Source organism: Streptomyces sp. NBC_00075, assembly GCF_045041225.1.
GTDB lineage: Bacteria > Actinomycetota > Actinomycetes > Streptomycetales > Streptomycetaceae > Streptomyces > Streptomyces adonidis.
Map to the genome: position 1 here is coordinate 4,660,111 of NZ_CP108243.1, position 24,612 is coordinate 4,684,722.

Genomic DNA, 24,612 nt, shown 5'->3' on the forward strand with positions numbered 1-24,612 from the left:
GGGGAACTGCGCGACCAGCCACAACGGCCCCGCAGCCGAAGGACTCAGCGAGCCATGATCAAACTCATCGCCTCGTTACGAGTGGCAGGATCCCGCAACTGCCCCCGAACCGCCGAAGTGATCGTCTTCGCCCCCGGCTTCCGAACCCCCCGCATCGACATGCACATGTGCTCGCACTGCACGACGACGATCACCCCACGCGGCTCCAGGATCTCCATCAGGGAGTCGGCGATCTGCGTGGTGAGTCGTTCCTGCACCTGCGGTCGACGGGCATAGACATCCACCAGCCGGGCCAGCTTCGACAGCCCGGTGATCTTGCCGTCGACGGACGGGATGTAGCCGACGTGGGCGACCCCGACGAACGGCACCAGGTGATGCTCGCAGGAAGACAGCACCTCGATGTCCTTCACCAGCACCATCTCGTCGTGCCCCAGGTCGAACGTCGTCGTCAGGACGTCCTCGGGCTTCTGCCACAGCCCCGCGAATATCTCCCGGTACGCCCGCGCCACCCGCCCCGGCGTCTCCCGCAGGCCCTCGCGGTCCGGGTCCTCACCAACCGCGATCAGCAGTTCGCGTACGGCGTTCTCCGCCCGCTTCTCGTCGAACTCGCCGATCGTGCCTTCGCCGTCCAGCGTCACGGGGTCGGTCATCTGGTGCCTCGTTCCTGTCCCTGTCACGCGTGTGGACCACGCGTCGCACGTGCGGACATACCGAAATGCCGCGTCCCCCAGGCTAGAACCTGAGGGACACGGCATCCATTCCGGGCCCACTGAGCGGGAGGAGGCGGGAGAGCCGGGATCAGCTCTCCGTGCGGTCCTCCGGCACCGGCTCCGTCACGGGGACGGACTCGGTGGCTCCGGCCTTGGTGGTGATCGCCGGGGCCGAGCCGTTCGTCCCGTTCGTCAGCGACAGCTCCTTGGGGGAGAGCACCGGCGGGCGGGTGGACGGCGTACGGCGGGAGGAGCCGGTCCACGCGGGGCGGGCCGGGCGCTTCACGATGGGAGCGAAGATCTCGGCGATCTGCTCCTTGCTCAGCGTCTCCTTCTCCAGCAGCTGAAGCACCAGCGCGTCGAGCACGTCGCGGTTCTCGACCAGGATCTCCCAGGCCTCGTTGTGCGCGTTCTCGATGAGCTTCTTGACCTCTTCGTCGACGAGCGCGGCGACCTCTTCCGAGTAGTCGCGCGGGTGCGACATCTCCCGGCCCAGGAAGGGCTCGGTGTTGTCGCCGCCGAACTTGATCGCGCCGAGGCGCTCGGTCATGCCGTACTGCGTGACCATCGCGCGGGCCGTTGCCGTGGCCTTCTCGATGTCGTTCGCGGCACCCGTCGTCGGGTCGTGGAAGACCAGTTCCTCCGCCGCCCGGCCACCCAGCATGTAGGCGAGCTGGTCGAGCATCTCGTTGCGAGTGGTGGAGTACTTGTCCTCGTCCGGGAGCACCATCGTGTAACCGAGGGCCCGGCCGCGGGACAGGATCGTGATCTTGTGGACCGGGTCGGAGTTCGGGGAGGCCGCCGCGACCAGGGCGTGGCCGCCCTCGTGGTACGCGGTGATCTTCTTTTCCTTGTCCGACATGATCCGGGTCCGCTTCTGCGGACCCGCCACGACACGGTCGATCGCCTCGTCCAGCGACGCGTTGTCGATCAGCTTCTTGTCGCCGCGGGCGGTGAGCAGCGCGGCCTCGTTGAGGACGTTGCTCAGGTCCGCGCCGGTGAAGCCCGGCGTGCGACGGGCGACCGCCGACAGGTCGACGTCCGGAGCGACCGGCTTGCCCTTCTGGTGAACCTTGAGGATCTCCAGTCGGCCGATCATGTCCGGGCGGTCGACCGCGATCTGGCGGTCGAAACGGCCGGGACGCAGCAGCGCCGGGTCGAGGATGTCGGGACGGTTGGTGGCTGCGATGAGAATCACACCACCCTTGACGTCGAAGCCGTCCATCTCGACGAGCAGCTGGTTGAGCGTCTGCTCGCGCTCGTCGTGACCACCGCCGAGGCCGGCGCCGCGATGGCGGCCGACCGCGTCGATCTCGTCGACGAAGACGATCGCCGGAGCGTTCGCCTTGGCCTGCTCGAAGAGGTCACGGACCCGGGAGGCACCGACACCGACGAACATCTCGACGAAGTCGGAACCCGAGATCGAGTAGAACGGAACGCCCGCCTCGCCCGCGACGGCACGCGCGAGCAGCGTCTTGCCCGTACCGGGAGGCCCGTAGAGGAGCACACCCTTGGGGATCTTGGCGCCGACGGCCTGGAACTTGGCCGGCTCCTGGAGGAACTCCTTGATCTCGTGCAGTTCCTCGACGGCCTCGTCCGAGCCCGCGACGTCCGCGAACGTCGTCTTCGGGGTGTCCTTGGTGATGAGCTTGGCCTTGGACTTCCCGAAGTTCATGACTCGGGAGCCGCCGCCCTGCATCTGGTTCATCAGGAACAGGAACACGACGACGATGAGGACGAAGGGGAGCAGCGACAGCAGAATGCCCACGAACGCGTTCTGCTTGGTCGGGGAGACCGTGTAGCCGTCCGGAATCTGCTTGTTCTGGAACTTGTCCTGGAGAGTGTTCGCCAGGTTGACGCCCTGGTCGCCGATGTAGCTCGCCTGGATCTTCGAGCTGCCCTCGACCTTTTGGCCGTCCTTGAGCTGGACCTTGATGACCTGCTCGTCACCGGTGGTGATCTTGGCCTGCTCGACCTTGTTGTCATTGATCGCCTGGACGACCTGGCCGGTGTCCACCGTCTTGTAGCCGCCGGACGAGCCGACGACCTGCATCAACACGACCACGGCAAGGACGGCCAGCACGATCCACATGACCGGCCCACGGAAGTATCGCTTCACGTCCATCCATACGGAGCGGTGCCGCCCCGTCCCTCCTGCCATAGTGAGTTTGATAAAGACTGTTCTAAAGACTGCTCTTCGGACGGTACCCCAGCTTTGTTGCCCGAAGGCGCACGGGCGGGCTGGCAATCACGTCCACGCAAGCTCCAACGGCGCGGAACCCTCCGGGGTTCCCGGACGTCCGAGAGGACCGGCCCTTTGGCTCAGCCGCCGTAGACGTGAGGCGCGAGCGTACCGACGAACGGAAGGTTGCGGTACTTCTCCGCGTAGTCGAGGCCGTAACCGATCACGAACTCGTTCGGGATGTCGAAGCCGACCCACTCCACGTCGATGGCGACCTTCGCGGCCTCCGGCTTGCGCAGCAGGGTGCAGATCTTCAGCGACTCGGGCTCGCGGGAGCCGAGGTTGGAGATCAGCCAGGACAGGGTCAGCCCGGAGTCGATGATGTCCTCGACGATGAGGACGTGCTTGCCCTTGATGTCGGTGTCGAGGTCCTTGAGGATCCGCACCACACCGGAGGACTGGGTGCCCGCGCCGTACGACGACACGGCCATCCAGTCCATGGTGACGGGGGTGGACAGCGCCCGGGCCAGGTCGGCCATGACCATCACCGCGCCCTTGAGGACACCGACGATCAGCAGGTCCTTGCCCGCGTACTCCGCGTCGATCTTCGCTGCCAGCTCCACGAGCTTCGCGTCGATCTCTTCCTTGGTGATGAGCACCGACTTGAGGTCGGCACCCATGTCTTTCGCGTCCACCCGCATCACTTTCGGTCGTCCCACCTGCTGCCCGGCCCCTCTCGGAAGGGGGGTGGGATTCAGCCTTGCCGAATCACCAGTCTGCCACCCTGCCGCTGGGCGACGACCCGGCCGGGGAGATTGATGGCTCCCTGACCGCGCCAACCGGTGATCAGCCGGTCGACTTCCTCGATGTGGCGGGCGAACAGCGAACCGGCCGGAGCGCCCGCCTCGATGGCGGCGCTGCGCAGGATGCGGCGGCGTACGGCGGGCGGCAGGGCGTACAGCTTGGCGCACTCCAGGAGGCCCGCCGCGTCCCGTACGGAGGCCTCGGCCTGGCGGGCCCAGGTGTCGAGGGCGTCGGCGTCGTCGCGGGAGAGCTGGGCCGTACGGGCGAGCGCCTCGACGACGCCCTTGCCGAGGGCTTTCTCCAGGGCGGGCAGGCCCTCGTGGCGCAGCCGGGACCGGGTGTAGGCCGGGTCGGCGTTGTGCGGGTCGTCCCAGACCGGGAGGGACTGGACCATGCACGCCTTGCGGGCGGTCTGCCGGTCGAGCTGGAGGAAGGGCCGGCGATAACGGCCGTCGGCCCCCGAGACCGCGGCCATTCCGGAGAGGGAGCGGATGCCGGAGCCGCGGGCGAGACCGAGCAGGACGGTTTCGGCCTGGTCGTCGCGGGTGTGGCCGAGGAGGACGGCGGCGGCGCCGTGGCGCTCGGCGGCGGCGTCCAGGGCGGCGTACCGGGCGTCGCGGGCGGCGGCCTCGGGGCCGCCCTCACGGCCGACGGTGACGGCGATCGACTCGACCGGGGCGAGGCCGAGTTCGGTCAGCCGCAGGACGACCTCGTCGGCGCGGAGGTCGGAGCCGGGCTGTAGGCCGTGGTCGACGGTCACGCCCCCGGCGCGCAGGCCGAGTTTGGGCGCTTCGAACGCGAGAGCGGAGGCGAGCGCCATGGAGTCGGCGCCGCCGGAGCACGCCACGAGGACGAGCGGGGAGGACTCGCCAGGTGTAGTGGGGCCGGGGAGGAGCGTGGCGTGCTGAGCGTGCGGGGTGTGGTGCCCGCTGAGGATGTCGTGGAGGGCGCGGCGAACCGCCAGGCGTATCGCCGCGACCGCAGGATGGGGACCCATGTCCGGTTCCCTTCATGAAGTTTTCGGGGGGTGAGCCGATTCCGGTCACTCAGAGTGTGTAGATGGTGACAGAAACGGGCCGTTCCCCGAGCATTGCACGCCTACCCATGCCCCACGGTCCCTCGGACGGGTGATTGAAGGGGCGTTCACCTGCCGTCGGCCGGATTCGTTCACCACGTACCCCATGGGCTCACGATTCCGCCTTGCGGTGCACCCTCGCGACCCAGTCCGCCGGTTTGGCGATCTCCGCCTTCGTCGGGAGGGTGTTCGGGGAGGTCCAGACGCGGTTGAAGCCGTCCATGCCGACCTGGTCGACGACCGCGCGGACGAAGCGTTCGCCGTCACGGTACTGCTTGAGTTTGGCATCGAGACCGAGCAGCTTGCGCAGCGCGAGGTCCAGGCGGGAGGCGCCCTTGGCCCGTCGTTGCTGGAATTTCTCCCGGATCTCGGCCACGGAGGGCACCACCGCGGGGCCCACTCCGTCCATCACGAAATCGGCGTGCCCCTCCAGGAGGGACATGACCGCGGTGAGCCGGCCGAGGATCTCCCGCTGGGCCGGCGTCTGCACCAGCTCGACCAGGGAACGTCCGCCGTCGTCCTCCTCGCCCTCCGGCCGGCCGCCCGCGAGGGACTGGGCGGCCTCCCTGATGCGCTCCAGGAACGTCGTGGGGTCGACGTCGGTCTCCCCCAAGAACGACTGGATTTCGCCCTCCAGGTGGTCGCGCAGCCAGGGCACGCCGGTGAACTGGGTGCGGTGCGTCTCCTCGTGCAGACACACCCAGAGCCGGAAGTCGTGGGGCTGTACGTCGAGTTCGCGCTCCACGTGCACGATGTTCGGCGCGACGAGGAGCAGCCGGCCGCCGCCGTTGGCGCCCGCCGGCAGGTCGCGGGTGGCCGGGGCGAAGGTCTCGTACTGGCCGAGAACCCGCGACGACAGGAACGACAGCAGCATCCCCAGTTCGACGCCGGTGACCTTGCCGCCGACCGCGCCGAGCACGGCCCCGCCCGGTGAACTCCCGCGTCGTTCCTCCATCTTGCCGAGCAGCGGCCTGAGCACCTCACGGAACCCGGCGACGTTCGCCCGCACCCAGCCCGGGCGGTCGACGACGAGTACGGGGGTGTCGTGGACGGCGTCGGTCCCCATCCGGGTGAACCCCCGGACGTGCTCCTCGGACGCCTTCGCGTGCCGCCGCAGCTCCGCGACGATGGCCCGGGCCTCGTCACGGCTCACCTCCGGGCCCGGCCTCACCAGCCGGGTCGCGGTCGCCACCGCGAGATTCCAGTCGACCATCCCAGCAGATGCCGCACCACCGATGCTCGTCATGCGTCAACGGTACGTGAGCGGTGCCCTCCGGGGGCAGGGCGGCGAGGTCGGCAAGGGCGGGGTCGGTTCGGGCTGCACCCGGCGTCGCAGGCTGTGCCCACCCGTTCCGCCCTGCGGAACGCCTGCCCACAGCGGTGCGGGCCGCGCCCCTCAGGGGCGCGGGGAACTGCGCGACCAGCCCCCACCGGGCCCGCGGACGAAGAACCGCGCAGCCAGCGGAGCTACCCGCAGCCGCAGGCCGCCAGGGCTGTTGCTGTGCGGTCCAGGGCTGCCTGGGCCTCGGTCGGGCTGGTGGTGTTCGCTGCCAGGAAGGCGAAGGCGAGGAGGCGGCCGTCTCGGTCCACGACCGTGCCCGCCAGTGCGTTGACGCCCGTCAGCGTGCCTGTCTTGGCTCGTACGACGCCTGCCGCACCGTCCGTGTAGCGGGCGCTGAGGGTGCCGGTGAAGCCTGCCACCGGGAGCCCCGTGAGGGCTGCGCGGAGGTCGGGGTGGGACGGGTCGCCGGCCTTGGCCAGGAGGGCGGTCAGGAGGTCCGGGGTGAGACGGTCCGCGCGGTTCAGGCCGCTGCCGTCCGCGAAGCGGGCGCCGGTCATGGGCAGGCCCAGCTTCTTCAGTTGGGCGTGGATCGCCTTGGCGCCGCCCGCGAAGTCGGGGCGGACGTCCGTCGCGAGCGCCGTCTGGCGGGCCAGGGCCTCCGCCAAGTCGTTGTCGCTGTTGGTCAGCATGCGCTCGACCAGGGCCGAGAGCGGCGGTGACGAGACCTTCGCGAGGGTGCTCGCGCGGCCCGTGGCCTTGGACGGGCCGGGGGACGTCGTCTTGATGCCGTGCTTCGCCAGCAGCGCCGCGAACGTGCGGGTCGCGGCCGCCGCCGGGTCGGTGACGCGCGGCGCCGGTCCGCTCGACGAGTCGTCCGTGCGGGCCTCGTCGGCCATCAGGGCGCTGACCGGGGCGAGGTTGTCGTTGACCCCGATCGGGTGGAGTTCCTTGCCCGCGTAGAGCGTGGTGTCGTACGACAGCGTCACCTGGCGTACGCCGCGTTTCTTGAGGGCGGCGGCCGTCGAGTCGGCCAGGGTGCGCAGACTGGCCCAGCCCTCCGGGTCCGTACGGGCCGTCAGGGTCGGGTCGCCGCCGCCGACCAGGACGAGTTCGTTCGTGTCGGGCTCCAGGGCGGCCCGGGTGGTGAGGCGGTGGTCGGGGCCCATCGCGGAGAGCGCGGCGACGGCCGTGGCGATCTTCGTGGTGGAGGCGGGGACGAGTGCCTCGCCGGCGCCCAGGCCGTACAGGCGCTTCCCGGTGGCCACGTCGACGACGGCGGCCGTACGGCGGGTGCCGAGCGCGGGGTTCTCCAGGAGCGGGGCCAGGACGGCCGCGAGGGCGCTTCCCGCGGGGGCCGCCTTCAGGGTGCCGGTGGCGCTGCCGAGGCCGGTCAGCACCGAGGGGGCGCTCGGCGCGGGTGCGGGCGCCCCGGCCGACGTACCGGAGGTACCGGATGTATCGGACGTACCAGAATTACGACCGTGATCTGTGCCACCGGATCGCTCCTGTACAGCCGCCCAGTCCCGCTCCGCCGTACGCTGACCGGAGGAGTCCCAGGGGCCGGCGGCGGTCACCACGCCGGCGGTCAACGCCAGTCCGGCGGTCGCGGCGCCCGCGGTGTACTGCCAGGTCCGCGGCAGTGTCGTCAGCGTCCTGAGGTTCTTCGGCCTCGGGAGAGCGGCGAGCTTCGGTGCCACGGCCCGTGTGATGCGCGTGACCCGCGGTTTCACGGCGGCTGTGGCTCGTCCGGCCCGTTCGAGTTGCGGCCTGACCGTCGCCGTCGCTCGTTCGAGTTGTGGCTTGACGGCCGCTCTGGCCCGTCCGAGCTGCGGTTTCACCGTGGCCCTGGCACGGGTGAGACGCGGTCGTACGGTTCGCGCCAGCCGCGCCACACGCGGCCTCGCGGCCCGCCAAGGCCTCAGCTCTGGCACGAACACCAGCCCCTTTCGCGATCACACTCCGGCGTGAGGGACACTTAACCACCAGAACTATGTGCTGATCATGGAGGAGCCACCGGTGGAGTTCGACGTCACGATCGAGATTCCGAAGGGTTCGCGGAACAAGTACGAGGTGGACCACGAGACCGGTCGGATCCGCCTGGACCGTCGCCTCTTCACCTCGACCAGTTACCCGGCCGACTACGGCTTCGTCGAGAACACCCTCGGCGAGGACGGCGACCCGCTGGACGCGCTGGTCATCCTGGACGAGCCGACCTTCCCGGGCTGCCTCATCCAGTGCCGTGCGATCGGCATGTTCCGGATGACGGACGAGGCCGGCGGCGACGACAAGCTGCTGTGCGTGCCCGCGCACGACCCGCGCGTGGAGCACCTCCGGGACATCCACCACGTGTCGGAGTTCGACCGGCTGGAGATCCAGCACTTCTTCGAGGTCTACAAGGACCTGGAGCCCGGCAAGTCCGTCGAGGGCGCCAACTGGGTGGGCCGCGCGGACGCCGAGGCCGAGATCGAGCGGTCGTACAAGCGTCTGAAGGAGCAGGGCGGCCACTGAGCCCCCTCGCGCCTCGTCACACTGAACGGGCCGCACGCGTGCGCGTGCGGCCCGTTCGTGCGTCTGTGCGCATACTGAGGCGTACCAAAGGGGCGTGCGCAGGGAGCGATACGGAGTGACGGACGAGGACCGCAAGCCGCCGTCGGACGAGGCCAGGGGCGTCTTCACGGTTCCCCTCGTGGGCGGTACGACCGGCGGTGGTGACGGGGATTCGTCCACGACCTCCGAGTTCGCGCTTCCCGAGGGGCTGGCCCCGCCGAAGCCCGTCGCCGGGGAGTCCGACACCACCTCCGAGTTCGCCCTGCCGGAGGGGCTCGACGTCCCACAGCCGCCGGGTGGCGATTCCGAGGGCTCCGCCTTCAGCACCCCGCGTACGTACCGGGCGCCCGCGTTCACGCCGCCCAGCGGGATCCCTGTGGTGAGTCTCACCAAGGACGCGCCCTGGCAGGACCGGATGCGCACGATGCTGCGGATGCCGGTGGCCGAGCGGCCCGCGCCGGAGCGGGTGCCCAAGGCGGCCGAGGAGGGCGGGCCGGCCGTCCCGCGCGTGCTCGACCTGACGCTGCGCATCGGCGAACTGCTGCTCGCGGGCGGTGAGGGCGCCGAGGACGTGGAGGCGGCCATGTTCGCCGTCTGCCGGTCCTACGGCCTCGACCGCTGCGAGCCGAACGTCACCTTCACCCTGCTGTCGATCTCGTACCAGCCCTCGCTCGTCGACGACCCGGTGACGGCGTCACGGACGGTCCGGCGCCGGGGCACCGACTACACGCGCCTGGCGGCCGTCTACCGGCTCGTGGACGACCTGAGCGACCCGGAGACCGCCCCGTCGCTGGAAGAGGCCTACGGGCGCCTCGCGGAGATCCGGCGCAACCGGCACCCGTATCCCGGCTGGGGGCTCACCGTGGCCGCCGGGCTGCTCGCGGGCGCCGCCTCCGTGCTCGTCGGCGGCGACCTGGTCGTGTTCGTGGCGGCGGCGCTCGGCGCGATGCTGGGCGACCGGCTGGCGTGGCTGTGCGCGGGGCGCGGGCTGCCGGAGTTCTACCAGTTCACCGTGGCCGCGATGCCGCCGGCCGCGATGGGGGTCGCGCTGACGCTCGCGGACGTGGACGTGAAGGCGTCCGCGGTGATCACCGGCGGGCTGTTCGCGCTGCTGCCCGGGCGGGCGCTGGTGGCCGGGGTGCAGGACGGGCTGACCGGGTTCTACATCACCGCGTCCGCGCGCCTGCTGGAGGTCATGTACTTCTTCGTGGGCATCGTCGTCGGGGTGCTGCTGATCCTGTACTTCGGCGTGGAGCTGGGCGCCGAGCTCAATCCGGACGCCGCGCTGGGGACGGCTGAACCGCTGTTGCAGATCGGCGCCTCCATGCTGCTGTCGCTGACCTTCGCGATCATGCTCCAGCAGGAACGATCCACCGTGCTCATCGTGACCCTCAACGGGGGTGTCGCCTGGACCGTGTACGGCGCGATGTACGACACCGGTGGGTTCTCGCCGGTGGCGTCGACCGCTGTCGCGGCGGGGCTGGTGGGGTTGTTCGGGCAGTTGCTGTCGCGGTACCGGTTCGCGTCGGCGCTGCCGTACACCACCGCGGCGATCGGGCCCCTGTTGCCAGGGTCGGCCACATATTTCGGGCTGTTGTCGATCGCGCAGAACGACATGGACGCGGGGTTGGTGTCGTTGGCGAAAGCGGCGGCGCTGTCGATGGCTATTGCCATCGGGGTGAATCTGGGGTCGGAGATCTCGCGGTTGTTCTTGAGGTTGCCCAACGGGGCCGCCGGGGGGCGGCGGGCCGCCAAGCGGACGCGAGGGTTCTGAGTCTGGGCGCCTAGTAGCTCGGGGGCTTCTGACTCATGGCGGGTGCAGGTGCGTTGTGGCTGATCGCGCAGTTCCCCGCGCCCCTTTGGGGCGCGTCCCGGCGCGGGTCAGTTCTGGGGGTAGCCGTTGTTCTGGTTGCCGTAGGGGTATTGCTGCTGGGGCTGCTGCTGGTAGCCGTAGTCCGGGTTGTACGGGTACTGCTGGGCGTATTGCTGGGCGTAGCCCTGGTCGTCGTTCTGCTGCTGGGCCGGGGGGATGCGGCGGAGTTGCGTCGTCGCGTCGTCCATGGGGGCCTGGTACTGCTGCTGCGTCGGCGGAGCCGGGGGCTGCTGGGGCGGGTTCTTCTTGGCCTTGCTGCGGGCTCGGGCGAACTCGATGATGATCGGGACGACCGAGATGAAGACGATCAGCAGCAGGATCGGCTCGATGTTCTTCTTCACGAACTCGATGTCGCCGAGCACCGCGCCGAGCACGGTGACGCCCGCGCCCCACAGGACGCCGCCGATGACGTTGAAGATGACGAACGAGCGGTACTTCATGCCGCTGACGCCGGCGATGATCGGCGTGAACGTGCGCACGATGGGCACGAAACGGGCCAGGACCAGGGACTTCGGGCCGTACTTCTCGAAGAACTCGTGGGCCTTGGTGACGTTCTCCTGCTTGAAGAGCCGGGAGTCCGGGCGGCTGAAGAGCGACGGGCCGACCTTCTTGCCGAACATGTAGCCCGCCTGGTCACCGAGGATCGCGGCGACGCAGATCAGAGCGACCGCTCCCCACAGGGGGAAGTCCAGCGTGCCCGAGGTGATCAACAGGCCCGCCGTGAACAGCAGCGAGTCACCCGGCAGGAAGAAGCCGATGAGCAGACCGGACTCGGCGAACACGATCAGGAGCAGGCCCCAGATGCCGAACTGGTCCAGCAGATAGTCCGGGTCCAGCCAGCTCGGTCCGAGGGCAATCGTCACTGTTCCGGGCTCCTGAGGCTTGGCAGAGATGAGCAGAGAATCGGGTGGGGCAAAGCTATCAACGCAATGTGACCCCTCCAGGTTCCAACAGCTTCCATGCGCCACTCCGGGGTGCGCTGTGCGGGAACTGGGTCCACCCTGTGAGGTTATGGGCATCGAAGAGTACGGCGGCGGCCAGGGACCGGAGTCGGACGTCCTGGTCGTGACGACGAACGACATCCCCGGTCACCGGGTCGAGCGGGTCATCGGTGAGGTCTTCGGGCTGACCGTGCGGTCACGGCATCTCGGCAGCCAGATCGGGGCCGGGCTGAAGTCGATGATCGGCGGCGAGCTGAAGGGGCTGACCAAGACGCTGGTGGAGACCCGTAATCAGGCCATGGAACGGCTCGTCGAGCAGGCACGCGCGCGTGGCGCCAACGGGGTCCTCGCCTTTCGCTTCGACGTGACCGAGGCGGCCGACGTGGGCACGGAGGTGTGCGCGTACGGGACCGCGGTGGTCCTGGTCCGGGAGTAGTCCCGGACCAGGGGATCCCTATGCGGTGTGCCGGGCCGCGTTCGCCTCGATCGCCTCCCTGAGGTGTTCGGCGAGGCCCGGGCGCATGGAGTCGTAGAACTCCTTGAAGCGCTCGTCCGAGACGTACGTCTCGGCGAGGCCCCGGTGGATGTCGTACGTGCATTCGTAGAACCACTTGGTGATGTGCCGCCGGTGTTCCTCGGCCATGCTCATGGCCGCCTCGCCCGTCGAGGGCTCACCGGCGGCCATCAGGGCGTCGTAGCTCTCGCCCCAGGAGGTCACCTCGGCCTGCATGCGCTTCCAGTCGTCCTTGGTGTACGAGGCCGCGCGGCGCTGCGACTCCGCGTAGGTGTCCGTGCCGCCCCAGCGGCGCTCTGCCTCCTCCGCGTGTGCCTCCGGGTCCTTGTCGCCGAAGACCTCGAACTTCTCCTCGGGTGTCAGGTTGATGCCCATTCTGCGTGCCTCCATGGCGTGCTCCACGGCCGCCGCCATCTTCTGGAGCCGTTCGATCCGGGCGGTCAGCAACTCGTGCTGGCGGCGCAGCTGCGCGCGCGGGTCCGCCTTCGGGTCGTCCAGCAGGGCGGCGACCTCGTCGAGCGGGAAGCCGAGCTCCCGGTAGAACAGGATCTGCTGTAGCCGGTCGAGATCGGCGTCGCTGTAGCGCCGGTGGCCCGCGTGGCTGCGCTCGCTGGGTACGAGCAGGCCGATCTCGTCGTAGTGGTGCAGGGTGCGCACCGTGACGCCGGCGAAACCGGCTACCTGGCCGACCGAGTAGCTCATCTCCGCTCCCTTCTGGGTACGCCCTTCACGATGAATCCTTACGTGGCGTGAGATGCAAGTCCGACGGCCCGGACCTACCGTCGTAGGCATGCCACTGCATCCAGGGGACAGCGGAACACCGGACGACAAGGGCGACGGGCGCAGGCTCGCCGTCAACCCGTTCTACGGGGAGGCCAATCCGGTCGGCGGGATGACCGAGGCCCCGCCCACGCACCGGCTGCCGGACGCACCGCTACCGCCGACGACGGCGTACCAGCTCGTGCACGACGAACTGATGCTCGACGGCAACTCGCGGCTCAACCTGGCCACCTTCGTCACCACCTGGATGGAGCCGCAGGCCGGTGTCCTGATGGGCGAGTGCCAGGACAAGAACATGATCGACAAGGACGAGTACCCGCGCACCGCCGAGCTGGAGCGGCGCTGTGTGGCGATGCTCGCCGATCTGTGGAACGCGCCCGATCCGGCCGCCGCCGTGGGCTGCTCGACCACCGGTTCGAGTGAGGCGTGCATGCTCGCCGGGATGGCGCTGAAGCGGCGGTGGGCGGCGCGCAACGCCGACCGGTATCCGGGGCGGGACGTCCGGCCGAACCTCGTCATGGGCGTCAATGTGCAGGTCTGCTGGGACAAGTTCTGCAACTTCTGGGAGGTGGAGCCGCGTCTGGTGCCCATGGAGGGCGACCGGTTCCATCTCGATCCGCAGGCGGCTGCCGAGCTGTGCGACGAGAACACCATCGGGGTCGTCGGGATCCTCGGGTCGACCTTCGACGGGTCGTACGAGCCCATCGCGGGCCTGTGCGAGGCCCTGGACGCCCTTCAGGAGCGGACCGGGCTCGACATCCCCGTGCATGTCGACGGGGCCTCAGGGGCCATGGTGGCGCCCTTTCTCGACGAGGACCTGGTGTGGGACTTCCGGCTGCCTCGCGTGGCGTCGATCAACACCTCGGGGCACAAGTACGGGCTGGTCTACCCAGGCGTCGGCTGGGCGCTGTGGCGGGACAAGGAGGCGCTCCCCGAGGAGCTGGTCTTCCGCGTCAACTATCTGGGCGGCGACATGCCGACGTTCGCGCTGAACTTCTCGCGCCCCGGGGCCCAGGTGGTCGCGCAGTACTACACGTTCCTGCGGCTGGGCCGCGACGGCTACCGGGCGGTGCAGCAGTCCACGCGCGATGTGGCGTGCTCCCTCGCCAAGAGGATCGAGGAGCTGGGCGACTTCCGGATGCTCACCCGGGGCGACGAGCTGCCCGTGTTCGCCTTCACGACCGGGGCGGACGTGACCGCGTACGACGTCTTCGACGTCTCCCGGCGGCTGCGCGAGCGGGGCTGGCTGGTCCCCGCGTACACCTTCCCGGAGAACCGGCAGGACCTGTCCGTACTCCGGGTCGTGTGCCGCAACGGCTTCTCCGCGGACCTCGCCGAGTTGTTCGTGGAGGACCTGGAACGACTGCTGCCGGAACTGCGCCGGCAGCCGCATCCGTCGACGCACGACAAGGACGCGGCCACCGGTTTCCACCACTAGGACCCGGGTTACCGACTCAGACGGCCGAACCTCCGTACCGCCAGCGGGAAGAAGACCGCCAGCAGGGCCAGGGGCCAGGCGACGGCCGCCCAGAGGTGGCCCGGTTCGCCGCCGGGGTTGGTGAACAGGTCGCGTACCGCGGTGGCCGTCTGGGACATCGGGTTCCATTGGACGGCCGTGCCCAGCCAGCCCGGCATGGACTCGGGGGTGGCGAAGGCGTTGGACAGGAAGCCGACCGGCCAGACCAGGATCTGGACCGCCTGCACCAGCTCCGGCCTCCCGGCCACCATGGCCAGGTGGATGCCGATCCACAGCATGGCGAAGCGGAACAGCAGGAGCAGGCCCACGGCCCCCAGGAGGGCCGCCACACCCCCGTGGGCGCGCCAGCCGATCGCGTACCCCACCGCGAGCATCACGGCGAGCCCCAGGGCCGACTGGAGCATGTCGGCGGCCGAACGGCCCACCAGGACCGCGCCGTTGGCCATGGGCATCGACCGGAAGCGGTCGATCACGCCCTTGTTGAGATCCTGGGTGACGGCGAGCATCGTGCCCTCCAGACCGAAGGCCATGGTGAGCACGAGCATGCCGGGGACCAGATAGTCGACGTAGTCCCCGCTCACCTCCCGGCCGCCGCCGACCAGGTAGCCGAACATCAGCAGCAGCATCACCGGGAAGACCAGCCCGACGAGCACCTGGACCGGCTGCCGCGCCCAATGGGCGAGTTCGCGGCGGGTCATGGTCCAGCAGTCGCTCAACGCGCGCGTGCCCGGCCCTCCGATCGCCTTGTACGTCTCGTACGTCTCGTACGTCGTCACGCGGCCTCCTTCGTCCGTTCGTCGCCGCCGGTGAGGTCCAGGAACACCTCGTCCAGCGTCGGGCGCCGCAGGGCGATGTCCTCGGCCTCGATCCCGGCCGCCTCCAGGGCCCGTACGACCCCGGAGAGCGCCGCCATGCGGTCGGTGACCGGGGCGCTCAGCAGCCGCCGGTCGGGGTCCGCGGAGACGCTGTCGGCGGGTACGGGCAACAGGGCGACGGCCGCGCCCAGTTGGCCCGCGTCGCGCAGGACGACGTCGATGCGGTCGCCGCCCGTGCGGGCCTTCAGCTCGTCCGGTGTGCCGTCGGCGACGACCCGGCCCCGGTCGACGACCGAGACGCGGTCGGCGAGCTGGTCGGCCTCCTCCAGGTACTGGGTGGTGAGCAGGACCGTCGTACCGCCGCCGACGAGGGAGCGGACCGCGGTCCACACCTCCGTACGGCCGCGTGGGTCGAGGCCGGTCGTGGGTTCGTCCAGGAAGAGCACCTCCGGGTCGGTGATGAGGGAGGCGGCGAGGTCGAGGCGGCGGCGCATTCCGCCGCTGTAGTGCCGGACCGCCTTGCGGCCGGTGTCCGCGAGCCCGAAGCGGGCGAGGAGTTCACCGGCCCGCACGCGCGCGTGGCGGGCGCCCAGGTGGTAGAGGCGGCCGAACATCTCCAGGTTCTGCCGGCCGCTCAGCTCCTCGTCGAGCGCCGCGTGCTGGCCGAGCAGGCCGATGCGGAAGCGGACCTGCCGGGCCTCGGTCAGCACGTCGTGGCCGGCCACCTCGACCCGGCCGCCGTCGGGCCGCAACAGGGTGGACAGGATGCGGACCAGGGTCGTCTTGCCCGCGCCGTTCGGCCCGAGCACGCCGTGCACCGTGCCTCGGGCGACCTGGAGGTCGAGTCCGGACAGTGCCTGGGTGCCGCCGTACTTCTTGTGGGCGCCTTCGACGGTGATCGCCGCGTCGGCCACGGAGTCCTCCTTGCTGGACGAAGCCAGCTCACTAGTCAAACTTGATTACCTTTCGAAGGTAACCCGCCCGGAGTAATTGGTCAAACTTGATTAGCCGGCGTCCTCGGGGTGCTTCTCCCCCGTCGCGTACGGGTTCGCCTCGCCCTCGGCCAGGACCCCGACGAACGGTTCGCCCTCCCCCGCGAAGGTGTACGCCCCGCCCTCGATCCGGGCGATCAGGCCCAGCGTCCACTCGGCCTCGGCGTCGGCCGTGTGGATCCAGAGGTTCATGATCTCGCCGATGTGGCCCAGCTGTTCGGGGCCGTCCTCGGGGACGTAGTGCTCGGTGACCGAGGCCCGCCACTCGCCGATGCGCCGGGTGCGTTCCTTGAGGAGGGTGACCGCCTCGTGGCGGGGCAGGTCGACGATGAAGCCGATGGCCGCCGACTTGACGTCCATTTTCTGGTCGTACGAGGTCAGGGCCTCGCGCAGCAGGCGCAGGAATTCGTCGGTGCCCCAGTCGGTGATCTCGTACTCCGTGCGGGGCGGGCCGCCGGCCGTGGAGGGCGCGATCTCGTGCGCGTGCAGCAGTCCCTGCTTGGCCATCTGCTTGAGCGCGTGGTAGATCGAGCCGGGCTTGGCGTTGGACCACTCGTGCGCGCCCCAGTACTCCAGGTCGTTGCGCACCTGGTAGCCGTGGGCCCGCCCGTGCTGACGGACCGCGCCGAGCACGAGGAGACGGATCGCTGACATGGGGCCAGCGTAGGACCCTTGACGTCAGCCCCAGCTCGTGCCCTGCTCCTTGGCCACCAGCTCGAAGGCGGTCGCGCCGTCCAGGGACTCGCGGATGATGTCGGCGTGACCGGCGTGCCGGGCGGTCTCGCGGATCAGGTGCAGCGCCAGCCAGCGCATCGAGACGCGGCCCTCCGGCGGGAACCACGGGTCCGGCGGCAGCGCGAAGGTGTCGTCGAGGCTCGGTACGGACCGCAGGAACGCCTCGGTCTCGGCGGCGACCTTCTCCCAGTACGCGAGCTGGGACTCGACCGTCTCCCCCTCGACGAGGACGAAGTTCTCGTGCCAGTTCGACTGGTCCCGCTTGACGGCCGGCGCCTCGCCCTTGGCCCGCGCGACCCAGCCCTGCTCGACCTCGGCGACATGCTTGAGCAGCCCGGAGAGGGACAGTTCACTGGCGCTGGGCCGCGAGGCCGCCTGCTCCTCCGTCAGCCCCAGCAGGGCCCGCCGGATTCCGCCGCGCTGCTCCTCCAGGAACGCGAGCAGGGCTCCGCGCTCGTCGCCGGGTGCCTCGGAAGGAACGTGAGTGACCATGGTGGGCCGCCTTTCATCGGGTCGTTCTGCCTGACACCGATGACGTTACGAGGGCTTCAGGACAGGTGTCGTCCTAAAGCCCTCGGGTCGCCCAAGAGGTTCGAGAGGCTCTAGAACGGGAAGCCGCTCCGCCCGTGCTGCACGGAGATCCACTTCTGGGTCGTGAACGCCGACACCGTCGCCTCGCCGTTCAGGCGGCCGATGCCCGAGGACTTCTCGCCGCCGAAGGCGACCAGGGGCTCGTCGTGGACCGTGCCGTCGTTGACGTGGAACATGCCCGTGTCGATCTGCTTGGCGAAGGCGATGCCGCGTTCGACGTCGGCCGTGTGGACGGCGCCGCTGAGGCCGTACGGCGTGTTGTTGACCAGGCGGACCGCCTCCTCCTCGCCGTCGAAGGTGACGAGGAGGGCCACCGGGCCGAAGATCTCCTGCTGGAGGAGGGGCGAGTCGGCGGCGAGGTCGGTCAGGACCGACGGCTCGACCAGGTTGTCCTTCGTCGTGCCGTGCAGCAGCGCCGTCGCGCCGTCCTCCAGTGCCCGTCGCACCACGCCCGAGAGCGCCTCCGCCTGGGACGAGTTGATGACCGGGCCGATGACCGTGGTGGGGTCGCTCGGGTCGCCCACCTTCAGGGACTTGACCTTGGTCACGAACTTCTCGGTGAACTCGGCGGCGATCGAGCGGTCCACCAGGACCCGGTTGGCGGCCATGCAGACCTGGCCCTGATGGACGTACCGGCTGAAGACCGCCGCGTCGACCGCGTAGTCGATGTCCGCGTCGTCCAGGACCACCAGGGCGCTGTTGCCGCCGAGTTCGAGGACCACGTTCTTGAAGAGGGGCGCGGCGACGGTCGCGACGTGGCGGCCGATCTTGTCCGAGCCGGTGAAGGAGATGACCTTCGGGACCGGGTGCTCTATGAACGCATCGCCTATCTCGGCTATGTCCGTGATGACCACGTTCAGGAGGCCCGGCGGCAGACCCGCGTCCTCGAAGATCTTCGCGACCAGGGAGCCGCCGACCACCGGGGTGTCCTGGTGCGGCTTGAGGACGACGCCGTTGCCGAGCGCGAGGGCCGGGGCGACCGACTTCAGGGAGAGCAGGAAGGGGAAGTTGAAGGGGCTGATCACGCCCACCACACCCACCGGGACGCGGTAGACGCGGTTCTCCTTGCCGTCGACCGGCGAGGGGATGATCTCTCCCTCGGGGGTCAGCGCCAGACGGATCGACTCGCGCAGGAACTCCTTGGCGAGGTGCAGCTCGAAGCCGGCCTTGAGGTGGGTGCCGCCGAGTTCGGCGATGATCGCCGCGGCGATCTCCTGCTCCCGGTCCTCGATGATGCGCAGGGCTCTCTCGAAGACCGCGCGGCGGGCGTACGGGTTGGTCGTGGCCCATTCCTTCTGGGCCGCGGCGGCGGCGCGGTACGCCTCGTCGACCTCGTCCACCGTGGCGATCGTGATGGAGGCGAGCTTCTCGCCGTCGTACGGGTTGAAGTCGATGATGTCCCAGGAGCCGGTGCCCGGGCGCCACTCACCGCCGATGTACTGCTGCGCGAGGTCGGTGAAGTAGTACGCAGGTGCTGGCATGTGATCCCTCAGTCCCCTCAATACCGTAAAGCCCTTATCACGGTCTGATCGCACGTCATCGTACGTGCGTTCCAAGGGAGTTGGGGGATCAACCGGCACGCCGGTCACGACAGTTGCAGCAGGCCCCTCAGCAGGTCCCGGCTCTCGGCCGGGCCGGGGCTGTCCTGCTGGAGCTCCTTCATCGCCTTCTCGTACTGGGTGACGTCCTCCGCCTTGTCCAGGTAGAGCGCGCTGGTGAGCTGCTCCAGGAAGATCACGTCGGACAGGTCCGACTCCGGGAAGCTCAGGATGGTGAACGCGCCGCTCTCGCCCGCGTGCCCGCCGAAGCCGAACGGCATGATCTGAAGCCGTACGTTGGGCCGCTCGGAGACCTCGATCAGATGCTGGAGCTGACCGCGCATCACCTCGCGGTCGCCGTACGGCCGGCGCAGCGCCGCCTCGTCCAGGACGACGTGGAACTCCGCGCCGCCGTCGGAGAGGAGGTTCTTCTGCCGCTCCAGGCGCAGCGCGACCCGGCGCTCGATGTCGTCGGGGCTCGCGCCCTTCATGCCGCGTCCGACGACCGCGTGCGCGTAGGCCTCGGTCTGCAACAGGCCGTGCACGAACTGGACTTCGTAGGCGCGGATCAGTGACGCCGCGCCCTCCAGGCCCACGTAGGTGGGGAACCAGCTCGGCAGGACGTCCGAGTAACTGTGCCACCAGCCGGCGACGTTGGCCTCCCTGGCGAGGGAGAGGAGCGCGTTGCGCTCGGCCTCGTCGCTCACGCCGTACAGCGTCAGCAGGTCCTCGACGTCCCGCGTCTTGAAGCTCACCCGGCCCAGCTCCATACGACTGATCTTCGATTCGGAGGCGCGGATCGAGTAACCCGCCGCCTCTCGCGTGATCCCCCGTGCCTCACGCAGTCGCCTCAGGTGTGATCCGAGCAGCATGCGCCGCACCACCGATCCCGGCTCTCCCGCGCTCACGTTCGACAACCTCCCCAACCTCTCCAGGGGCCGCAGTCTGCCACTAAAACACTCCGAGCAGTACTCGTCCGGTTACTCAAATGGGAAGACGTCAGAGCGTACGCACAGGATGGGGCAAGGGGAAGACCGGCCAGAGGTGAAAAGTTGGCGGAAAAAATGACCAAGAAGCGGTACGGGAGGGTCCAATTGGGGCGCGTGCACGTGCATCTGCCCTTGCATCCGCCGTACGCATCGGAAACCATGGTCTCGCGCCACCGCTGCAACGCAATGACTGCTTCGCAACGACCGCGATCTCCCGGGAGTGCCTCGCATGGGGACGAATGGATCAACCATGCTCGAGCCGTTAAGGCAGGGCCTTCCGCCACTGGATCCCTCGACTGTGTCCAACGCGGCGTCGTGCGCGCTGCCCGCCCGCTACGAAGCGGTGCGCGAGGCACGGCAGTTCAGCCGGAGAACACTCGCCCAGTGGGACATCGGCGACCGCTTCGACGACGTCTGTCTGGTCGTCTCCGAGCTGGTCACCAATGCCCTGCGGCACGCGGTGCCCAAGGACGCCCAGCTCTCCCCGGCCCAGGAGCCGCCCGTACGGCTGCATCTGATGCGCTGGACCGAGCGGCTGGTGTGCGCGGTGCGCGATCCGAGCCGGGAGAGTCCGGTGGCGTACGACGCCGAGGAGTTCTCGGAGGACTTCTCGGCCGAGTCGGGGCGCGGACTGTTCCTGGTCGACTCGTTCAGCGACAGCTGGGGCTGGCACCCGCTCTCCGGCACGCTCGGCGGCAAGGTCGTCTGGGCGCTGTTCCGGCTGCATTCCGCGGAGTGAGGCGGGGCGTTTTTTCGGGTCCCGGTTCTACGCGCGTCACCGTGAGTTGATCAGTGGTTACGCCCCGCTTCGACCGGCTTCGGTGCCGGTACGGACGCGGGGCGGTCAGCTCGCGATCAGGTGGTCGAACTCGCCGTCCTTGATGCCGAGGAGCATCGCCTCGATCTCGGCGCGCGTGTAGACGAGCGCCGGACCGTCGGGGAAGCGGGAGTTGCGTACCGCCACCTCGCCGCCGGGCAGCCGCGCGAACTCCACGCAGGAACCCTGCGAGTTGCTGTGCCGGCTCTTCTGCCAGGCGGCGACGCCGTCCAGCCGCGCGGCGGCCATGCCGTTGTACACGCCGGACTCATCGTCTACGCCAACGTCGTACACGTCGTGGTCCACAGGTCGCTCCCTGGTGGTGCACTGGCTGGTGAGGCCATTGATGCAGTGGTCAACTGACCCGGATCATAACTCTGTTCACGTGCAGACGCATGGACGTATGCACGGGCGTATGCATGCGCATGCGCACGGTCAGATGCACGTGCACGCGGGGTGTTCGCGCCGCTACCCACCTTGACGCACGCGCGCCCCTACGCGTTCCCCCCAGGGGCCCCCAGCACGCCCGTACCCCCACCTCCTGGGACAAATGGAAGCGGGGGTACGAGGCTGAAGGGATGCGTGGGGCTAGCGGGACACGTACGGCAGCAGGGCCATCTCCCGGGCGTTCTTGATCGCACGGGCGAGCATGCGCTGCTGCTGGGCCGAGACGCGGGTGACCCGGCGGCTGCGGATCTTGCCCCGGTCGGAGATGAACTTCCGCAGCAGATCCGTGTCCTTGTAGTCGATGTACGTGATCTTGGCGGCGTCCAGCGGGTTGGGGCGGGCCTTGACGGGCTTGCGTTCGATCTTGCGGGCCATGGCGGGGTCAGACCTCCAGGAGGGTGTCGAAGGCGGGCGGCAGGCGCTTCCAGGCGACGCGCCCGCCCGCGTACTCGGCGTCGGTGAGCAGGCAGGACTCCAGGAGCTGTTCGAGTCCGTCGCGGTCGAGGCCCGGGGACGTGAACACCAGGTGCTGGCAGCAGTCGCCGTGCTCGGGGTGCCAGTCGAGGGCGGCGGCGGCCCGGCGCACGGGCGGGACCATGTCCCAGGCGGCGTCCGGGAGGGAGGCGAGCCAGGGGCCCGCGCTCTCCACGCACAGCGCGCCGCCCGCCGCGTCCCAGTGGAGCAGCGTGTCCGGGTGGTCGGCGAGCCAGAACCGGCCCCGGCTGCGGGCTGCGGCACAGGTCAGGTCCTCCAGCGCCTCGTACAGCCGCTCCGGGTGGAAGGGGCGGCGCCGGTGCCAGACGAAGGTGGACACGCCGTGCGCGTCGGCCTCGGCGGGCAGCAGGGCGCATGCCGGGTGCTGGGCAGCGGCGGCGGCCTCGACGTCGAATCCGGCGAGGGCGGCGGAGGCGAGGGGGGAGAGCGGGGACGCGTCCCCCTCGGACGCGTCGGTCGCGCCCGCCAAGTCCCCTGGGTGGCCGCCCGTTACGGGGACTTGGCGGGCTGTCGGGTGGAGCTGCGCGAGCAGCTCGCGGTCCTCGTCGTCGGCCTCCGGGGAGTCGACGAGGGCGAGGACGGTGGCGTACTCCAGCTGGCGGGCGAAGGTGTCCGCGACCGTGCGCTGGTCGGTGGCCGCGGCGGCGAGGCCGCGTTCGGCCAGGTCGTCGCCGTTGCCGAGGTACGGCAGCAGCAGGGCCGGGTCGACGGCGGTGATGACGCCGGTGACCGTGAGGCCGCCGGCCGTCACCACCTCGGCCATCGCCTTGGGCTCGACGGAGTCCCACAGTTCGACGATCGCCAGCCGGGTCAGCCCGGCGTCCGCGAGCCGTCGCAGCTCCGGGACGAGGTCCTCGCGCAGGGCGCAGCACGCACAGTCGTTGACCAGCGGCGCCTCTCCCGCGGAGAGGATGCCGTCGGCGTCGCTGACGGTCCGGACGACCGTACCGGCGACGGCCGTGGCGAGGTCGTGGTGGAGTACGACACTGCCGGGGACGTCGACGAGCAGCCGGGCGACGGCTGCCTTGCGGGCGTCGGCGTGGAGTCCGCCGACGATCGCCACGGAGAGTTCGTGAGCCGGTCCGGACGACTCGTGCTCATGCTTATGCTTGTGCGCCTGCACGTGTGGTCCCTCAGCCCTTCTTGCCGTACCGGCGCTCGAAGCGCTCCACGCGGCCGGCCGTGTCCAGGACGCGGGCCGTGCCGGTGTAGAAGGGGTGGCTGATGTTCGAGATCTCGACGTCGACGACGGGGTAGGTGTTGCCGTCCTCCCAGTCGACCGTCTTCTCACTGGTCATCGTGGACTGGGTGAGGAAGGCGTGGTTCGCGGCCCGGTCGCGGAAGACGACGGGTCCGTACGCCGGGTGGATTCCCTTACGCATGGCGCTGATCAGCGCTCCTCTCGGAAGTCGACGTGGCGGCCGGCGACCGGGTCGTACTTGCGCAGGGTCATACGGTCCGGGTCGTTGCGGCGGTTCTTGCGGGTGACGTACGTGAAGCCGGTCCCGGCCGTGGACCGGAGCTTGATGACCGGCCGGAGTTCGTTGCGAGCCATGCTGGTATCTTACTGAAAACGACTTCCATTTGCACAACCTGATCGAGAGAGGTGCGTCACCTTGTCCGCCCACTGCATGCTGACCGGCGCCCAGCCGGGCTTCGGCAACAACATCAGCCACTCGCACCGGCGTACGTCGCGCCGCTTCAACCCCAACATCCAGTCGAAGCGGTACTGGCTGCCGAGCGAGGGCAGGCATGTGCGGCTTCGGCTGAGCACGAAGGGGATCAAGACCGTGGACACGATCGGGGTCGAGGCGGCGGTGGCCCGGATTCGGGCGCGTGGGGTCAGGGTCTGAGGGACAGGAAGGGTAGAGAGGTACGGGACATGGCGAAGAAGAGCAAGATCGCGAAGAACGGGAAGCGGCAGGAGATCGTCGCGCGGTACGCGGAGCGGCGGGCCGAGCTGAAGGAGATCATCCGGCGGCCGGGGTCGTCGGAGGCGGAGCGGGCTGCTGCGCGGCGGGAGCTGGAACGGCAGCCTCGGGACGCGAGTGCGACGCGTGTGCGGAACCGGGACCAGGTGGACGGGCGGCCCCGCGGGTACTTCCGGGCGTTCGGGCTGTCGCGGGTGAGCCTGCGTTCACAGGCGCATGCAGGGTTCCTCCCAGGGGTTCGCAAGTCGTCCTGGTAGCTTGCTGCGGTCCTGTCGTGCGGTCGTGACGGCTCTTGCCGGCGGCTACTGGTTGGGAGCTTCCCGGTGACTTCGCTGAACTCGATGACTTCGGTGACTTCGGTGTCGTACGCGCGCGGGCTGCTGCGCAGGGCTGGTGTGGCTTCGGTGGCCGGGGTGGCTGGGGTGGTGCTGCTGGCCGGGTGCAGTGGTGACGGGGGGTCGGACGACGGGGCGGCTAGCGGCGGTACGGGCTCGTCGGCGGCGTCCGCTTCACCGTCGCCCTCCGACTCCGAATCCGGCTCGGGCTCGGGCGGCGGCGGTACGACCGCGGCGGATACGGCGTTGGCGGGCAGTTGGTTGACCACCAGCAAGGGCAGTGCTGTGGCGCTGGTGGTCACCGGGGCGAAGGCCGGGTTGTTCGCGACCGGGGGGATGGTCTGTAGCGGTACGGCGGGCAAGGAGACGGGGATGCAGATGGTCCGGCTCACCTGCTCCGACGGGAACAAGGACCGGGCCGAGGGGATGGTCGACTCCGTTGACGCGACGTCGATGAAGGTGACGTGGGAGAGCGGTCTCGGCACGGAGACGTACACGAAGGCGGAGGGCGGCCAGCTGCCGTCGGGGTTGCCTACGGCGGGGTTGGGGTCCTGAGGGGGTCCCTCCGGGGGCTGGCGGTGTCCACGGCACCGGCGTTGACGTGAACCTCGGGGTGGGTCGCGCAGCCCGGCGCTGTACGGGGTGCCGCTCTCGGTGGGACGGGAGCCGCCCCCAGCGGCACGCATACCCGCAGCTGGGCGGGTCTGACGGGCGCCGCCCAACGGCGCGCATGGCCGCAGCT

Annotated in this window: 27 protein-coding genes; 8 read left to right on the forward strand and 19 right to left on the reverse strand. The window is 69.6% G+C overall.

Features of this window, described 5'->3' with window-relative positions:
- Nucleotides 1-44: 44 nt before the first annotated feature.
- The 6 genes from folE to dacB all read right to left on the reverse strand — a co-directional run bounded on the left by folE (nt 45) and on the right by dacB (nt 7,990).
- The gene (folE, locus tag OG787_RS20145) at nt 45-650 is read right to left on the reverse strand and encodes a GTP cyclohydrolase I FolE (RefSeq protein ID WP_369034079.1); all 606 of its coding nucleotides are present in this window, start codon (nt 648-650) and stop codon (nt 45-47) included.
- 148 nt (nt 651-798) lie between these two features.
- Nucleotides 799-2,835 (reverse strand): ATP-dependent zinc metalloprotease FtsH, encoded by a 2,037-nt coding sequence (gene ftsH, locus OG787_RS20150; protein WP_369034105.1) that lies wholly within the window; start codon nt 2,833-2,835, stop codon nt 799-801.
- A 197-nt stretch (nt 2,836-3,032) separates the two neighbouring features.
- A complete protein-coding gene (hpt, locus tag OG787_RS20155) occupies nt 3,033-3,593 on the reverse strand; it encodes a hypoxanthine phosphoribosyltransferase (protein WP_330290223.1) in 561 nt (186 codons plus the stop codon).
- Between the two features lie 53 nt (nt 3,594-3,646).
- On the reverse strand, nt 3,647-4,693 hold the full coding sequence (gene tilS, locus OG787_RS20160) for a tRNA lysidine(34) synthetase TilS (protein WP_369034080.1): 1,047 nt from the start codon (nt 4,691-4,693) through the stop codon (nt 3,647-3,649).
- Nucleotides 4,694-4,883: 190 nt separating this feature from the next.
- Nucleotides 4,884-6,017 carry a zinc-dependent metalloprotease gene (locus OG787_RS20165; RefSeq protein WP_369034081.1) on the reverse strand — a complete coding sequence of 378 codons (1,134 nt, stop codon included), beginning with the start codon at nt 6,015-6,017 and terminating at the stop codon, nt 4,884-4,886.
- Nucleotides 6,018-6,238: 221 nt separating this feature from the next.
- Nucleotides 6,239-7,990 (reverse strand): D-alanyl-D-alanine carboxypeptidase/D-alanyl-D-alanine-endopeptidase, encoded by a 1,752-nt coding sequence (gene dacB, locus OG787_RS20170; RefSeq protein ID WP_405535930.1) that lies wholly within the window; start codon nt 7,988-7,990, stop codon nt 6,239-6,241.
- A gap of 79 nt (nt 7,991-8,069) precedes the next feature.
- On the opposite strand from dacB, the gene OG787_RS20175 reads away from it, so the two are divergent.
- Both OG787_RS20175 and OG787_RS20180 read left to right on the forward strand, forming a co-directional pair.
- Nucleotides 8,070-8,561: an inorganic diphosphatase gene (locus OG787_RS20175; RefSeq protein ID WP_053746895.1), complete on the forward strand. Its 492-nt coding sequence runs from the start codon at nt 8,070-8,072 to the stop codon at nt 8,559-8,561.
- Nucleotides 8,562-8,676: 115 nt separating this feature from the next.
- Nucleotides 8,677-10,374 carry a threonine/serine exporter ThrE family protein gene (locus OG787_RS20180; protein ID WP_405540532.1) on the forward strand — a complete coding sequence of 566 codons (1,698 nt, stop codon included), beginning with the start codon at nt 8,677-8,679 and terminating at the stop codon, nt 10,372-10,374.
- A gap of 107 nt (nt 10,375-10,481) precedes the next feature.
- On the opposite strand, the gene OG787_RS20185 is transcribed toward OG787_RS20180, so the two are convergent.
- On the reverse strand, nt 10,482-11,336 hold the full coding sequence (locus OG787_RS20185) for a DedA family protein (RefSeq protein WP_369034083.1): 855 nt from the start codon (nt 11,334-11,336) through the stop codon (nt 10,482-10,484).
- Between the two features lie 148 nt (nt 11,337-11,484).
- Here OG787_RS20185 and OG787_RS20190 point away from each other — a divergent pair, with 148 nt between their 5' ends.
- Entirely contained in the window at nt 11,485-11,850 is a 366-nt protein-coding gene (locus OG787_RS20190; RefSeq protein WP_369034084.1) for a YbjQ family protein, read from the forward strand.
- 18 nt (nt 11,851-11,868) lie between these two features.
- Here the strand turns inward: OG787_RS20190 and OG787_RS20195 are convergent, their stop codons facing one another.
- The gene (locus OG787_RS20195; protein ID WP_405535931.1) at nt 11,869-12,630 is read right to left on the reverse strand and encodes a MerR family transcriptional regulator; all 762 of its coding nucleotides are present in this window, start codon (nt 12,628-12,630) and stop codon (nt 11,869-11,871) included.
- 88 nt (nt 12,631-12,718) lie between these two features.
- On the opposite strand from OG787_RS20195, the gene OG787_RS20200 reads away from it, so the two are divergent.
- On the forward strand, nt 12,719-14,146 hold the full coding sequence (locus tag OG787_RS20200) for a glutamate decarboxylase (protein WP_369034085.1): 1,428 nt from the start codon (nt 12,719-12,721) through the stop codon (nt 14,144-14,146).
- An 8-nt stretch (nt 14,147-14,154) separates the two neighbouring features.
- Here OG787_RS20200 and OG787_RS20205 read toward each other — a convergent pair whose 3' ends face one another.
- The 6 genes from OG787_RS20205 to OG787_RS20230 all read right to left on the reverse strand — a co-directional run bounded on the left by OG787_RS20205 (nt 14,155) and on the right by OG787_RS20230 (nt 19,728).
- On the reverse strand, nt 14,155-14,883 hold the full coding sequence (locus OG787_RS20205) for an ABC transporter permease (RefSeq protein ID WP_369034107.1): 729 nt from the start codon (nt 14,881-14,883) through the stop codon (nt 14,155-14,157).
- 74 nt (nt 14,884-14,957) lie between these two features.
- Nucleotides 14,958-15,914, reverse strand: coding sequence for an ATP-binding cassette domain-containing protein (locus tag OG787_RS20210; RefSeq protein ID WP_405535932.1), 957 nt, complete (start codon nt 15,912-15,914; stop codon nt 14,958-14,960).
- A gap of 90 nt (nt 15,915-16,004) precedes the next feature.
- Complete coding sequence (locus OG787_RS20215; protein ID WP_369034086.1) at nt 16,005-16,646, reverse strand: PadR family transcriptional regulator; 642 nt, start codon at nt 16,644-16,646, stop codon at nt 16,005-16,007.
- A gap of 24 nt (nt 16,647-16,670) precedes the next feature.
- Nucleotides 16,671-17,219: a DinB family protein gene (locus OG787_RS20220; protein ID WP_369034087.1), complete on the reverse strand. Its 549-nt coding sequence runs from the start codon at nt 17,217-17,219 to the stop codon at nt 16,671-16,673.
- 110 nt (nt 17,220-17,329) lie between these two features.
- On the reverse strand, nt 17,330-18,799 hold the full coding sequence (locus OG787_RS20225; protein ID WP_405535933.1) for an aldehyde dehydrogenase family protein: 1,470 nt from the start codon (nt 18,797-18,799) through the stop codon (nt 17,330-17,332).
- 104 nt (nt 18,800-18,903) lie between these two features.
- Nucleotides 18,904-19,728, reverse strand: coding sequence for a helix-turn-helix domain-containing protein (locus OG787_RS20230; RefSeq protein ID WP_369034109.1), 825 nt, complete (start codon nt 19,726-19,728; stop codon nt 18,904-18,906).
- Nucleotides 19,729-20,074: 346 nt separating this feature from the next.
- On the opposite strand from OG787_RS20230, the gene OG787_RS20235 reads away from it, so the two are divergent.
- Entirely contained in the window at nt 20,075-20,584 is a 510-nt protein-coding gene (locus tag OG787_RS20235; RefSeq protein ID WP_369034089.1) for an ATP-binding protein, read from the forward strand.
- Nucleotides 20,585-20,689: 105 nt separating this feature from the next.
- Here OG787_RS20235 and OG787_RS20240 read toward each other — a convergent pair whose 3' ends face one another.
- The 5 genes from OG787_RS20240 to rpmG form a co-directional block, all read right to left on the reverse strand.
- On the reverse strand, nt 20,690-20,968 hold the full coding sequence (locus tag OG787_RS20240; RefSeq protein ID WP_235475917.1) for a DUF397 domain-containing protein: 279 nt from the start codon (nt 20,966-20,968) through the stop codon (nt 20,690-20,692).
- Between the two features lie 282 nt (nt 20,969-21,250).
- A complete protein-coding gene (gene rpsR / locus OG787_RS20245; RefSeq protein WP_235475918.1) occupies nt 21,251-21,484 on the reverse strand; it encodes a 30S ribosomal protein S18 in 234 nt (77 codons plus the stop codon).
- Nucleotides 21,485-21,491: 7 nt separating this feature from the next.
- Nucleotides 21,492-22,667, reverse strand: a complete 1,176-nt coding sequence (locus tag OG787_RS20250; RefSeq protein WP_405535934.1) for a CobW family GTP-binding protein — start codon at nt 22,665-22,667, stop codon at nt 21,492-21,494.
- A gap of 70 nt (nt 22,668-22,737) precedes the next feature.
- Nucleotides 22,738-22,986, reverse strand: coding sequence for a type B 50S ribosomal protein L31 (locus OG787_RS20255; protein ID WP_105970889.1), 249 nt, complete (start codon nt 22,984-22,986; stop codon nt 22,738-22,740).
- Between the two features lie 8 nt (nt 22,987-22,994).
- Nucleotides 22,995-23,159 (reverse strand): 50S ribosomal protein L33, encoded by a 165-nt coding sequence (rpmG, locus tag OG787_RS20260; protein ID WP_015658813.1) that lies wholly within the window; start codon nt 23,157-23,159, stop codon nt 22,995-22,997.
- A 61-nt stretch (nt 23,160-23,220) separates the two neighbouring features.
- Here rpmG and rpmB point away from each other — a divergent pair, with 61 nt between their 5' ends.
- The 3 genes from rpmB to OG787_RS20275 all read left to right on the forward strand — a co-directional run bounded on the left by rpmB (nt 23,221) and on the right by OG787_RS20275 (nt 24,425).
- Nucleotides 23,221-23,457 carry a 50S ribosomal protein L28 gene (gene rpmB, locus OG787_RS20265; RefSeq protein ID WP_319291850.1) on the forward strand — a complete coding sequence of 79 codons (237 nt, stop codon included), beginning with the start codon at nt 23,221-23,223 and terminating at the stop codon, nt 23,455-23,457.
- A 29-nt stretch (nt 23,458-23,486) separates the two neighbouring features.
- Complete coding sequence (gene rpsN / locus OG787_RS20270; RefSeq protein WP_369034090.1) at nt 23,487-23,792, forward strand: 30S ribosomal protein S14; 306 nt, start codon at nt 23,487-23,489, stop codon at nt 23,790-23,792.
- A gap of 84 nt (nt 23,793-23,876) precedes the next feature.
- A complete protein-coding gene (locus OG787_RS20275; protein ID WP_405535935.1) occupies nt 23,877-24,425 on the forward strand; it encodes a hypothetical protein in 549 nt (182 codons plus the stop codon).
- The last annotated feature ends 187 nt before the right edge of the window (nt 24,426-24,612 follow it).